Raw genomic sequence first — 12,570 nt, forward strand, 5'->3', positions numbered from 1 at the left:
CAGCCACCCCACACCCCCAGCAGTCGGACGGACGTCTCGGGACATCCAACCGCCGGAATCACCAACCCGGCCAACCTTCCCGGTCAGAGCACTAGAGGGTCCGGAACAGCTCCAGGTACCGGGCCGTCAGGTGTGGCCAGGCGTAGCGCTCCTCGGCCTCACGGCGGCCTGCCGCCCCCATGCTGTCGGCGAGGCCCCCGTCGGTCAGCAGTTTGGTGCATGCCGCGGCGAGGGCGTCCGGGTCGCCGGGTGGTACCAGCAGGCCCGTCTCACCGTCGGCGATGACGTGGGGGATACCGCCAACGGCGGAGCCGACGACGGGTGTGGCGCAGGCCATTGCCTCGATCAGTGCCATGCCGAAGGACTCCGCTTCGGTCAGTGACGGCAGCGACAGGACGGCGGCTGTGCGCACTGCGTCCGTCAGGGCCGTGCCGCTCAGCGCGCCGGGTGTCTCCAGGCGGTCGCGAACGCCGAGTTCGTCTGCGAGGTTGCGCAGGTCGGGCAGAGCGTCTCCGTCGCCTATCAGGCGAAGTCGCGCTCCGGGTATGTCGTCGGCAAGCCGCGCGAAGGCGCGGATCAGCACGTCGACGCCTTTCCATGCCGAGGAGCGGTCCATGCGGCCCACGTAGACGATCGTGCGTGCGCGCCGCGAGGCCGACTCGCCCGGTGTGAAGCGGTCGGTGTCGACGCCTGGTGTGATGCGCATGGCGTGCGGTCGGCCCTCGGCCAGCGAGACCGGTGACACGGCGACCAGGCGGTGGGCGCGGTTGAAGACCCGGGGTAGGAGAACCTTCTCGTACAGGCCGATGAGCCGGTCCGCGGCGCCGCTGTCGGGCTCGCCCTTGTGCATCGAGCCCGCGTGGTACGTCAGTACGGTCGGCCTGCGCCCGGACACGGCGACGGCGAGGTCGCCCAGGCCGGGCACGGGCGCGTGCGCGTTGACGACGTCGGCGTCGGTCCGCCGCAGCCAGCGGCGTAGTTGCAGGGGCCACAGGGGGCTGAGGGGGGTGTTGGACAGCTTCAGCCAGGCGCCGAGCCGTATGACCCGGATGCCCGCTTCGGTGGTGACGCGGGTGCGCAGTCCCCGGTCGAGGCGCGTGGTGATCACCACGGCGCGCAGACCGGGATCGGCGGCGACGGCGGCCGCCAGGCGCGCGGTGTACTGCTCCACTCCGCCGATCTTCGGCGGGTAGTACGGGGTGACGATCGCGATCGTGCGGCGGCGACTCACACCGCCTCCCGCAGACGGGAGGGCAGAGACTGGGCGCGGGCGACGTAACCGGGCAGGTTCGCGTCGAGGATCTGGCGGTAGGGGTCGGGGTCCTTCAGGAGTGGTTCCACCAACGCCCAGAGCCTGTCGTGGGTGACGTCGGCGATGGGCAGGACCCACTCACCCAGGCCCAGATCGGCCATGATTCCGCGGGTCTTGTGCTCGTACTCGATGGCCACACACGGGACATCACTGGTGAGCGAGAAGATCACCGAATGGAAGCGGGTGCCGATGAGCAGCGTGCACTCGTCGTAGAGGCCCTTGAGGTCGCGGTAGTCGACGACCTCGTCGACCAACAGCGGGCCGCTCGTGCAGTGTCCTGCGATCCGGCGCTCGCAGATACGGTCGTCGTCGCCGAGGTAGTCGGTGCTGACCTGAGGGATGAGCACCACGTGGGCCCCGGTGGCCTGGACGGCGTCGATGGTACGGGCGAGTTCTCGTTCGTATCGCTCCTGGGCGGTGGCGGATAGCCAGCGGCGGGCGGTGACGCCGACCAGCCGCTCGTCCGGCCCGACCCCGAGGCGGGACCGCCAGTCGATCCGCCGCTCGGGTTCGAAGGCGAAGCCGGCGTCCACCGCCCGCTCGATACGGTCGGCGGGGACCTTGCATGCCAGCAGCTCGCCCACGCTGACGTCCTCGCGGGCGAGCACCGCGGCCGAGCGGCGCATGACATGGCCGACCAGCCGCCGCTGGACGGCTGCCGGGAACGGTCCGAAGGACTGTGGGGCCCACACCACCGGGACGCCCGCCTTCTGGGCCAGTAGCGCCGGGAGCAACACGAAGAAGACGTTCTGGTAGCCGTCGAGGCCGGGACGGGCCAGGACGTAGCCGCCGCCCATGGACACCACCAGGTCCGCACCGATCACGGCCTCGGCCTCGCGTCGGGCCTCGGCCGGCAGCACCCGCAGCAGGGTGCGGGCGAGCGGGCGGGGGAGCGTCACGGCGGCGGTGCCGGCGAGGCCCAGCAGTGCCTTGCGCAGGAGGCGGCGGGGCAGTGTGGTGGTGCCGTCGGCGACGTACCGGCGGATGGAGCCGATGTTCCGCACGCCCTCGAACGCCGGGTGCGCGGCCGCGTCTTCCATTCCCGCGATCGCCAAGTCGGCATCGGGGAAGGCTTCTTGAACGTGGCGCAGGCAGACGGAGAGCAGCGCCGCGTCGCCCGCGTTCTCGCGGACGTACGCATTGATCACCACGATGTTCAAGGGGCGGGCCTCTCGGAACGGGAGCGGGGCCGGGACGGTCCGGCCGAGGGGGACGGGTAAGGGCTGGCGGCGTCGAGTGCGAAGGGGCCCTCGGAGGGGCGGCGGGTGAACTCGTCGGGATGGTCCGGCCCGTCCTTGGAGGCGTCCAAGACGGCTCGCTCGTAGGAAACGGCGGCCTGGCCGGGCACCCCGTCCCTTGCTGCCTCGGACGTGGCAACGGCGTACCGCGACGTCGCCTGGCTCCATATCAGACTCGCGGTGGCGAACACACCGGCCACGGCATTGCCCACGGCCCACGCGTATCCGACCCAGACCAGTCCGCGGTCGGCGAAGGCCACGCTCAGGCCGATCGAGAGGACGGCCATGATGGCGTTGGCAGCGATCAGGTGACGCATGTGCTGGGCCAGCTTCAGGGCGAAGCAGGCCCAGGTGTTCAGAGCGACCGGCAGAGCGGCGATGGCCAGGACGGTCAGCAGGGGACGCGCGTGCTGCGCGTAGCCTGCGCCGAACACGTGCAGCAGCAGCCCCCCTCCGGCGACGACCACCGCGGCGGCGGGTACCTGTACGGCGGCGATGATCCGCCCCGAGCGCAGCATCAGCTCCCGGAACCGCGACTCCTGGTGGGAGACCTCGGCGAAGACGGCCTCGCCGACGGCGGTGGAGACGGCGTTCAGCATGGCCGCGATCTGGAAGGCCACGAAGAAGTAGCCGGCCTCGGCCGCGCCGAGCTGGTGCAGCACGATCAGCGGTGTCGCCAGCACAGGCGCCAGGTTGACCAGGTTGGAGACGTGACTGGCCACCGAGAAGCGGAACTTCTCGCGCAGCCGGGTGCCGCGGGTACGCAGGTCGGCCCGGAAGCCGAGGCGGCGTCTGAGCACCAGCAGGGCGACGACCACCGTCACCGCGTAGCCCACGCCCGCCGAGGCGACGATACCGAAGACGCCGAGGCCGGTGAGGAGGGCCGGGACGGCGACCTTGGAGGCGCCCTGGGTCAGGCCGTCGATCAGGACGTTGTACTCGGGTATGCGCGCCGCGTTGAAGACCGATTTCACCAGCATGCTCGCGGCCGCGCAGCCGCAGAAGGCGGCGAAGGCGGCTGCCGACATCCAGTCCTCGCGGACGAACTCCAGCTTGGCGCCGTACAGCGGCAGCCCGAGCAGGTAGATCCCGCCTGCCGCGCATCCCACGATCCCGACCAGCAGCAGGGCTTGACTGATCTGCGCGTTGCGCGCCTCCCGCCGGGCCGGGAATCTGATCAGCGTGTTGTTGAGCCCGAGCAGGCTGAACGTGGCCAGCAGTGAGGTCGCGGAGATCAGCGAGGTCGCGAGGCCGACCTGGGCGGCGGTGTAGAAACGGGCGACCACGACCCAGAACACGAAGCTCAGGCCGGCGGTGACGACGGTGGAGACGAGCAGGAAGAAGGAGCTGCGGTAGATGCGGTCGCCCGTACGGCGGTGCCGCCCGCGGTCGGGCGTGACCGCGGCCGGGGCGGTGATGTCCGTCATCGGCCTTCACCGCGCCCGCGGTAGTGGGTCAGCAGGGTCTGGACGTGGTCGTCCCAGGCGAACGCCTTTTCCGCGTAGGTACGGGAGTACTCGCCCATCCGGGCCCGGCGTTCCGGGTCCGCCGCCAGGGCGCTCAGTTCGGCGGCCAGGGCTGGCACCTCGCGCGGCAGCAGGGACAGTCGGTCGCGGTCCAGGTGGTAGGGGGCGTAGCCGGGATCGTCGGTGGTGACGACCGGAAGCCCGGACGCCATCGCCTCCTGCACGGTGAGGGGGAAGCCTTCGGCGGTCGAGGGGAGGGCGAAGACGTCGCAGGCGCGATAGGCGTCGGCGACGGCCTCCTGCGACAGGGTGCCCAGGTGGTGGAGGCCGGGGCGGCCGACGAGGGCTGCGCTGTCGCCGCCTCCGGAGAAGACCAGGTCGTAGCCCGCGGCGGGGGTGTGGGCGGCGAGGAGCAGGTCGTACCCCTTCTTGGGGACGAGCCGGCCCGCGAACAGGACCAGGACCCGGTCGGCGGGCAGGCCGAACCGTTGGCGGGCGAGCGTGCGTTCGGCCTCGGAGGTGGCCGGCCGGAAGTGTTCGGTGTCCACGCCGTTGGCCAGGTGGTGGGCGCGGTGCTGCCGCGCGCCGTATGCACGTACGAATTGTGCGACCGAGGCGTTGAGGGTGAACACCGCGCGGGCGCCCCGCAACAGGGCGCGGCCGGCCACGCCGTACACCGCGCGTTGGACAGCCCGGACCAGGCCGGAAGGGTGCTCGACCACGGCCACGTGCTGAGTGAGGACGTAGGGGGTGCGGGTGAGGCGTGCGGCCAGACCCGCGGCCCAGGAGCTGAGGTAGAGGCAGTCGTGGATGTGCACAGCGTCCGCCCGGCGCACCAGGCGCAGCGCTGCGGTGAGCAGTGCGGGCGAAAACAGGGGGAAGGGCACGCCGGCCCGGCGTTCGGCGCCGTTCCATGCGGCCACGCGCACCACTCGTACGCCGTCCTCGACGGTGACGGAGGAGCGGTCGGCGCTGGTGAGGACGGTGACGTTGACGCCTTGCGCGGACAGGCCCCGGGCCTCGCGTTGTACGACGTTCTCGATGCCGCCCAGATGCGGCGGGTAGTAGTGGCTGACCAGGAGGACACTCAGCTGTCGTGCGCTCATCGGTAGATCACCGCTCCCCCGTTGCTGTAGATGAGGTCCCGCGAGTCCAGAACGGCCATCGGGTACCGGTACGTGATGAGGTCGCCCCCGTAGAACACGGTCACGTCGCCGGTGCGGGTGGGCGTGGTACCCAGCAGCACGTAGGAATCCGTGCGCAGGGCGGCCGGGGAAACGTCGGCGAGCGTCGGATGGGTCAACAGCGCCTGCAGCCGGCTGTAGCTGAACCGGTCGGTCTGCACCAGCCCGCTGCCCTCCTCGGTCAGGCGCCCGTCGAGCCAGAGCGCGGCCCTGCGCTCCTCGGCGTGGGGGTAGTAGATGGCGTAGTACTGGCCGGAGTCGGACAGTTGTAGCTGCCCCGGATAGCCGCCCAGCACCTTCGGCACCACCCCGGCCAGGTCGAGCAGCAGCGCCGCCAACAGCGCACAGGCCAGCGGCACGGTGCGGCGGCCGGCCCAGCGCAGGGCCCACACGGTGGCGGTGGCGAGGAAGGGCGCGAAGAAGAACAGGCCCTGCTGGAAGGCACGTAGCAGGCTGTAGTCCACGGACAGTTGCGGTACGAGGGTGAAGACGGCGACCATGCACCAAGCGCCGACGGCGATGGTCACCTGATCGCGCACCGGGCGGAATGCGGAGCGGCGAGCCCACAGCGCCACCACGAACCCGGCCATCGCCATCACCTGGAAGAACAGTGCGGCCGCCTGCCGCAGTCCGCCGTTGAGGCCGGGCACGCTGATGCCGAGCCCATCGATCGCCCGGCCGACGGCGGTCAGCTTCATGACCGGGACCGGGACGACGGGTGTGGACAGGCCGTCGACCTTCTTCAGCGGCAGGTAGGCCCCGCTCGCCCGCTGCGACGCCGTCTGCTTCAGCAGGTCCGCCTTGTACTCCTGCAACCGCTCGGTGGGGGGCACTTTGGCGCCACCGAAAATGCTGTAGGCGGTGTCCGATGAACCGGCTTGCGATGTGCCGCCGAACATCGCCGACGCCACCTCATGGAGGGTGCGCTGGGCCTGGCCACCGGTGTGGGTGAGCGGGCCCGCCCACAGCAGAGCGAGGACGGCGGGCACGACCACCATCCACCAGGTGAGGAAGGAGCGCATCCGGTCCTCGCGCCGCCTTCGCCGCGAGCGGTCCCGGCCCCGCCGGGACACCAGTCGCCACGCCTTGTCGAGAAAGAAGGAGACCGCGAGGGTGCCGACGACGACGTAGGTGGTGGAGTAGTGCGACAGCACAATGCCGGCCAGGAGCACCACGAACACGATGCGGCGGACCCGCAGCGGTCCCTGCGAGTCGGTGAGCACCACCATGGCGCAGCCCAACAGCAGGAACGCGATCTCCTGGCGCCCGAGGTAGGGCATGTCGGTGAAGAACGTCGGGAACACGATGAAGTACACCGCTGACATCAGCGCGACCACCCGCGGGGCCACGTTGCGTACCGCGCGGTGCACCAGCACCGGAGTGAGCGCGAACAGGAGCGGCAGGACGACCTTGAAGATCGCAGTCTCGGACAGGGCGGTGAGCTGGAACACGCTCACCGGCAGCAGGGTGATGCTCAGACAGGCGTTGTACGGGTCGGTGTAGGTGCTGATGTCCCAGTGCTCGCCGCCGAGGGCGAGCCGGAAGTACAGGAACTCCTTCTGGATGTCGTGACCGGTGATGTACTGCCCGCGCAGCGAGGTGAGCAGCAGCAGCGCAGCCGACGCGCAGTACAGGCCGAACTCCAGGACGGGCACCGGGTAGCGGCCCCGGCGCAGCAGGAGCAGGGCGATGAGCGCGGCGACGACGATCATGGCCACTGTGCTGACGGCGCCGCCCAGACCGTTGTTGAGCCGGATCGGCCCGGCCACGGCGAGGACGAGGGCGACCCCGCCGACAGCGGCTACCGGCTTGACACCCCGGGTGGCGAACAGCCCGCCCAGTGACGGCCGCTTGAGCCGCTTCGGCTCCGGTGCGAATACGCCGAGAGCGACGAGTACGGCGGCAGTGGCGATCGTCAGCACGAGTCGGGTCAGCGGACGGTCAACGCCGAGCGGCGGCAGCGCCGTGTTCACGGTGAGCGCGACGACCATGTCCGTCATCACCGCGAAACCGATCGACAGCAGCAACACCGCGGTCCCGGTGGTCACGATGCGCAGGGCCACGCCCCGCCACAGCAGCACGGGGACGCCGAACAACAGCCACAGACCGGCCAGGGTGTGCAGTGCGGCAGGCGACTGGGGCAGCAGCTCGACGACGCTCGCCGGGGCGAGGCTCAGCAGAAGGGCGAAGCGCCGGTGGAACAGGGGACGGCGGCCGGCCCGGCTGGGCCGGGCGAACCGTTCCTCGTCGGCGGGCGGCTGCGGGTCGGGCGCGGTGATGCGCAGGGCCAAGGTGTCCTTCGTCGTCACAGGCCCGCCTTGGCATAGACGTCCTCGACCAGCCGGGCAACGGTCTGCCACGAGTAGTCGCGGGACCGTTCGGCGCTGGCACGTGCCATCCTCGCCCTGAGCAGGTGGTCGCCGGCGAGGGTGTCGATCGCCTCAGCCAGGGCGGCCGATTCGGGTGCGGCCAGCAGACCGGTGTCCCCGACCAGCTCCCGCGTCCCCGGAACATCGGTGGCGACGACGGGCAGCGCCGCTGCCATCGCCTCCAGCACGACCAGCGGCATACCCTCCTTGTCGGACGGCAGCACGAAGGCATCGGCGTCGGCGTACGCCTTGACGAGGTCGTCGCCGAGGAGCCCCCCGCTGAACTGGACGTTCCGCAGGCCCAGTCGATCGGCCTGTTCCTCAAGCCGCCCCCGCAGCTCGCCGTCACCGACGATCCGCAGCCGTACGTCCCGGCGTGCGAGGTGCAGGGCGTCCAGCAGCCGCGCCACGTTCTTCTGGACTCCGAGCCGGCCGACATACAGCAGCTTCAGAGGCCCAGCCGCCGGCTCGCGGACCGGCATGAAGTACCCCTCGGCCACACCGTTCGGCACGACGTGGACGCGGTCGGCGGGCACCCGGTACCGGTCGGCGAGGAAGGCCGCCTGGGCGTCGGTCAGCGCGATGACACCGGCCGCGGACCGCAGAACCCGGCCGAAGACATGCTCCTTGTACTGCGGAAGGAGGGCGCCCAGCCGACCGGAAGCATCCACGTCGAGATGGAAGTGCAGCAGAAAGCGGGTACCTCGCAGCCGGGCGGCAAGGGCGACCATCTCCGGCAGCAGAGCGTGAGCACAGTGCAGGTGCAGCACCGCGTCACGGGGCAGCCGGGCCAGGTGCGCAGCCAAGCCCGGGGCGACGGCGGTGTGCGCCACCTCCACGGCACGGTGCCGGTACACCACGACCCCCTCCTCCCGGGAGGTGCGCGGCGCGCCGGCGGAGCCGAGGGCGGTGGTCAGGACCCGCACGTGATGCCGCTTGGCCTGCTCCCGCGCCAGGTTGGAAACGACGCGCTCAAGCCCACCCAGGTGCGGGGGGTAATAGGGAGTGATCTGGACGATGGTGCGCATGAGGCTTCCCGTGGGGTGGGCTGGCGCGGCTCCTGAGAGCAGGCGGGCGGTCGGTGAACTGGCGGCCGAACACGAGACCATCAGTGCAGGTGCATGCGGAGGCGCTGCGCATGCCCAGGCAGCGCCACTTGTACGAGGTTCGCGTGGCGCTTCGCGCCCTTCTTGAGGCGCAGCCGGACATCGACACCTAGCAGCGCGCCTGGTTTGGTGGTGACCGTTTCCGTCATGACCGCCAGCTGACGGCCCTTGGCGTCCTGGGCCCAGGTCCGCACGGCGTGCCGACCGCCGGTGTCGCCGTGCTCGACCAGCTTCAGGGGTACGACGAGTTCGTCGCCGTCGAAGAACGGCTCCCTGCCGAAGTACAGCTCGATGTACGCCTGCTGGCGCTCTGTGAAGGAGTCCCGCAGCACGGACCGCACCTGAGGTACGGTCCACGCGGCACCGCACAGCCCGAGCACGACCAACACGCCGAGAACGGGCACGAGTACCCGACGCAGCGGTCCACCACCGCCGACCGGCCCCGCCACGGCGAGCCGACTGAAACCAGCACTGACGGCCCTCTGAGACCACTCACGGCGCAGGCCCCGTCGACGCGGGCCGATGGCGGCGGGCTGCAGCGCCTGGTGATCGCCCGCCTCCCGCCGCTTCGGTCCGTCGTCGAACGGCGGTGTGCTCACGCCATTTCCAGAGGAACCTCATCGGAGGCGCGCTGGGACGGCATGCCCTGCAGCGTCCTGTGTCCGCTGAGCTGTTCCCCCTTGCCGGCGCCCAGCTCGGACACCGGCCGCGTCTTGGCACCCAGTTCGGCCACAGCGGTCACCGCCCGCTCGGCAGCCTGGGCGGCCCGCTCCGCGGCAGCGTTGGCCCGGGCCACCTCCGCCAGCGGCACCATCCTCGGGGGCATGGTGCGCAGTCGGTTGTCGCGGAGCTTGTGCTGGAACAGCTGGCGCAGGTTGGCGACCCCGTCGGGCAGAGCGTTCAGCTTGACCTCCCCGCCGCGGACCCGGTACTCGATGGGAACCTCGAGGCAGCGGAAGCCGGCCCGGGTGGCCGCGTTCTTGATCTCCTGCGAGAAGGCCATGCCCGGCGAACGGACATCGATCGCCTGCCACACGTGACGCTGGAAGATCCACATACCGGACTGCGAGTCACGCAGCCCGTTGCGGAACAAGGTCCGGCTGAGGGCGCTGAGTGCGTGGTTGGCGATCGTGTGGGACGGCTTCATGGCGTGCCGGTTCTCGACACCGAGCCGGTTCGTGGTCATGAACTCGACTTTCCGCGCGTCCATGATGTGCAGCAGATGCGGCAGAGCGTCGAACGGATACGTGCAGTCGGCGTCGCCCGTGGCTATGACCTCTCCACTGGCCGCGTCGAACCCGGCCTGGTAGGCGTTGCCGTACCCCCGCCGAGGCTGCGGAACCACCACGGCGCCCAGCGAGCCGGCCACCTCCGCGGTGGCGTCGGTCGACGCGTTGTCGACCACGATGACTTCGATCATCCAACCGGCTTCGGCGAGTTCACGACGCGGGATGGATTCCATCACCGTCGGCAGGTTCTCAGCCTCGTTGAGCGCGGGAATGACGATGGACAGAGATCTCACAGGATGCCCCCCAGAACAGGCACAGACGCTCACGAGACATCACCGGGAACACGGGCCCCCTTGCCCGCTCCCGGCAGTGCCTCGGCCCGTGCCTCACGACACGTGCGCCCTCCGCACCGCGGGTCTCCCCCTCGCCCGTTGCACACATACATGCACCACGAACTGATGTCTCCTTCAATCACTTCACATTCACACTAACTCATCATCACTTCACTCACACACCTCCTTGACTTAGTTGTTATGACACCTCTCAGGTGTTACCGGGGGATACGCCGAAGGTCGGGCACTGCGCACATATCGGGATTAATGCAGATCAACTACCGTTGCCAACAGGCCTGTTGTACCACCTGGCGCCCGGTCACCAGCCCCCGGGACGACGAAGCCGACGCCAATGCGGCGCATATGCCCGACGGATCGCTTCCTGCCGAGCCGGCGTATGCATCCGCGAAGCCAGAACGTGCGTCCCCGTCCGGGGGTCTCTCAACGCCATGTGCGGCCGGCCCAGGGTCACCGCCTGGGGTCCTGAAGTCGCCTCTGGGGGGGGCGCTGGCGTCGGGGTCGTCGACGTACCGGGTGAGGTCCTTGCCCATCAGGCGATATATCAGAGCGGGAAGTCCCATACCGAGCAAGAAATCGCCGTCGCGGAAGGCGTTCCAGCCTTCACGGTAGACACGGAAGGCCGTCAGCTCGTCCTGCAGGTCCATGTCAGGGACTTTGCGAGGTCGCGAATTGAGTGAGATCGTCCGGTAATGGGCTGTCATGTCACGTTCGTGTGGGCCCTGATGCCGATGCAGGCCACCCCCGCACCGGCGAGGAGGACTGGGCAACGCCGGCGGTCCGTGAGGTCGCTCTTCGGAACACCCCCGCGTCGGCGGGGAGGACGCCCAGCTGGCGAAGTCGTTGACGTTGTCCGTCGGAACACCCCCGCGTCGGCGGGGGTGTTCCGGCGTTCGAGCACATCGACTCCGGCCGATCGCTGTCCTCCCCGCCGACGCGAGGGTGTTCCGGAGCGCCGCGCGGCCTGGCAGAACGCGCAGGTGTCCTCCCCGCCGACACGGGGGTGTTCCCGTGGCGGCCGTGAAGACGTCGGCGGCCCGGTCGTACCGCTATTCCCCGATGGCGTGAACAGCCAGGTATCAGGCCAGCGGTTGATCCTCGCGCTGCGCCGACCACGGTCGTGTCGGCGCGCCGTGTGCCCACTCTGGTCGCACCCGCGTAGCGGCCCATCACCCCCTTGACCGGTTACTCGATACCTTCCTGCGCAGCGGGCTACGGCCGCACACCACCCCGCGCAACAGGCCCGACCACGAACCCGACCACGGCAACGCGCACCCCGACCACAAACCCGACCACACAGGTCACAGCGCTATGCACATCCCTGACCGGAAACTGCGCAACCGGCCTGCCGATTGCGCAACGACTGACATCTGCCACCGCTCCGCACAGCGCAGACCCTGCGCATCACCTCGGTCCCGAGCCCCGCCCCCAGCCATCGCGGTGCGTGTGCGCAACGGCCACGGCCGCTCATGCGCAGCCGAGTGCGCAGGCCGACTGTCACAGCGCAGACCGGCGCAGCCCCGAGGCGAGGTGCGCAGCGGTTGGACCACCTCAGGTCAGGGCGGCGTCACTAGACCTCGATGTAGGCGACGACGACCACGGTGCGCAGGGTGGTGACGAAGTACAGGACGCGTACGTGCTCGATGTCGTCGGTGTACTGGCGCAGTTGGGGGCCGGGGGTGTCGTTGGGGATCGGCTCGCCGGCGTCCGGGTCGACGGAGATGACGACCAGGGCCCGGTCCAGGGCGTGGATTTCCGCTTCGCTGGTGATGTTCTCCAGCTGCTTCGCGGCGGTGTCGGAGAAGGCGATGCGGGCGCGGCGTGGGCCGTGCTGTGGGGGCATCAGGCGACGGCCGGGCGTTGCTTGGCGAGGCGGGCGAGGTGGGTTTCGCGCAGCTCTTCCCACGGCGTGCAGTCCTCCACCGCAGGCAGCCCGTTCTCCGCAATGTCCTCCAGAACTGCAGCGAGCTGGTCGGCCTTCGCGCGGGTGCGGGCGGCGTAGGCGCGGACCGCGTCGGCGGCCGCGGGCTCCAGCTGCTGGCGGACGTGGTCGGCGGGGGCCGGCTGTTCGGTCATCGGGGACTCCCCATGCGCGGAACGGCGTGTGTGACCACGGTATCGCTGGTCCTCCGGCGGCGGGACGAGTCCGGGTGAAACCGTCGCTGGCCTGCCCCGTCCGGTACTCGAGCGCGGAGGCCCCGTCGACGCGCAACGAGAGGAGAGGGGCGGCGCCTCCTCAGGCTGATGCCGTCTGTCGTCTTGCAGCCCTCGGAGAGGACAGGGAGTGTCCAGTCGACCACGACGGGCCGCGCGGGC

10 protein-coding genes are annotated in these 12,570 nt (G+C 70.2%); all 10 read right to left on the reverse strand.

What is annotated here, in order from left to right:
- Window positions 1-91: 91 nt before the first annotated feature.
- The 10 genes from ACIRVK_RS36500 to ACIRVK_RS36545 all read right to left on the reverse strand — a co-directional run bounded on the left by ACIRVK_RS36500 (window position 92) and on the right by ACIRVK_RS36545 (window position 12,330).
- Window positions 92-1,231 (reverse strand): glycosyltransferase family 4 protein, encoded by a 1,140-nt coding sequence (locus ACIRVK_RS36500; RefSeq protein WP_404254885.1) that lies wholly within the window; start codon window positions 1,229-1,231, stop codon window positions 92-94.
- Window positions 1,228-2,463 carry a polysaccharide pyruvyl transferase family protein gene (locus ACIRVK_RS36505; RefSeq protein ID WP_404254987.1) on the reverse strand — a complete coding sequence of 412 codons (1,236 nt, stop codon included), beginning with the start codon at window positions 2,461-2,463 and terminating at the stop codon, window positions 1,228-1,230. The genes ACIRVK_RS36500 and ACIRVK_RS36505 overlap by 4 nt, the downstream gene beginning before the upstream one ends.
- Before the next feature lie 5 nt (window positions 2,464-2,468).
- A complete protein-coding gene (locus ACIRVK_RS36510) occupies window positions 2,469-3,977 on the reverse strand; it encodes a lipopolysaccharide biosynthesis protein (RefSeq protein WP_404254887.1) in 1,509 nt (502 codons plus the stop codon).
- Window positions 3,974-5,122 (reverse strand): glycosyltransferase family 4 protein, encoded by a 1,149-nt coding sequence (locus ACIRVK_RS36515; RefSeq protein ID WP_404254889.1) that lies wholly within the window; start codon window positions 5,120-5,122, stop codon window positions 3,974-3,976. The genes ACIRVK_RS36510 and ACIRVK_RS36515 overlap by 4 nt, the downstream gene beginning before the upstream one ends.
- Window positions 5,119-7,509, reverse strand: coding sequence for a DUF2206 domain-containing protein (locus tag ACIRVK_RS36520; RefSeq protein WP_404254891.1), 2,391 nt, complete (start codon window positions 7,507-7,509; stop codon window positions 5,119-5,121). Before ACIRVK_RS36520 ends, ACIRVK_RS36515 begins: the two co-directional genes overlap by 4 nt.
- Window positions 7,506-8,597, reverse strand: a complete 1,092-nt coding sequence (locus ACIRVK_RS36525; protein ID WP_404254893.1) for a glycosyltransferase family 4 protein — start codon at window positions 8,595-8,597, stop codon at window positions 7,506-7,508. The genes ACIRVK_RS36520 and ACIRVK_RS36525 overlap by 4 nt, the downstream gene beginning before the upstream one ends.
- Window positions 8,598-8,677: 80 nt before the next feature.
- Window positions 8,678-9,274, reverse strand: coding sequence for a hypothetical protein (locus ACIRVK_RS36530; protein ID WP_404254895.1), 597 nt, complete (start codon window positions 9,272-9,274; stop codon window positions 8,678-8,680).
- Window positions 9,271-10,197, reverse strand: coding sequence for a glycosyltransferase family 2 protein (locus tag ACIRVK_RS36535; RefSeq protein WP_404254897.1), 927 nt, complete (start codon window positions 10,195-10,197; stop codon window positions 9,271-9,273). The genes ACIRVK_RS36530 and ACIRVK_RS36535 overlap by 4 nt, the downstream gene beginning before the upstream one ends.
- Window positions 10,198-11,824: 1,627 nt before the next feature.
- The gene (locus ACIRVK_RS36540; RefSeq protein WP_404254899.1) at window positions 11,825-12,097 is read right to left on the reverse strand and encodes a hypothetical protein; all 273 of its coding nucleotides are present in this window, start codon (window positions 12,095-12,097) and stop codon (window positions 11,825-11,827) included.
- Window positions 12,097-12,330: a hypothetical protein gene (locus ACIRVK_RS36545; protein WP_404254901.1), complete on the reverse strand. Its 234-nt coding sequence runs from the start codon at window positions 12,328-12,330 to the stop codon at window positions 12,097-12,099. Before ACIRVK_RS36545 ends, ACIRVK_RS36540 begins: the two co-directional genes overlap by 1 nt.
- Window positions 12,331-12,570 lie beyond the last annotated feature (240 nt).

The sequence above is a fragment of the Streptomyces sp. NPDC101152 genome (assembly GCF_044768275.1).
Lineage (GTDB): Bacteria > Actinomycetota > Actinomycetes > Streptomycetales > Streptomycetaceae > Streptomyces.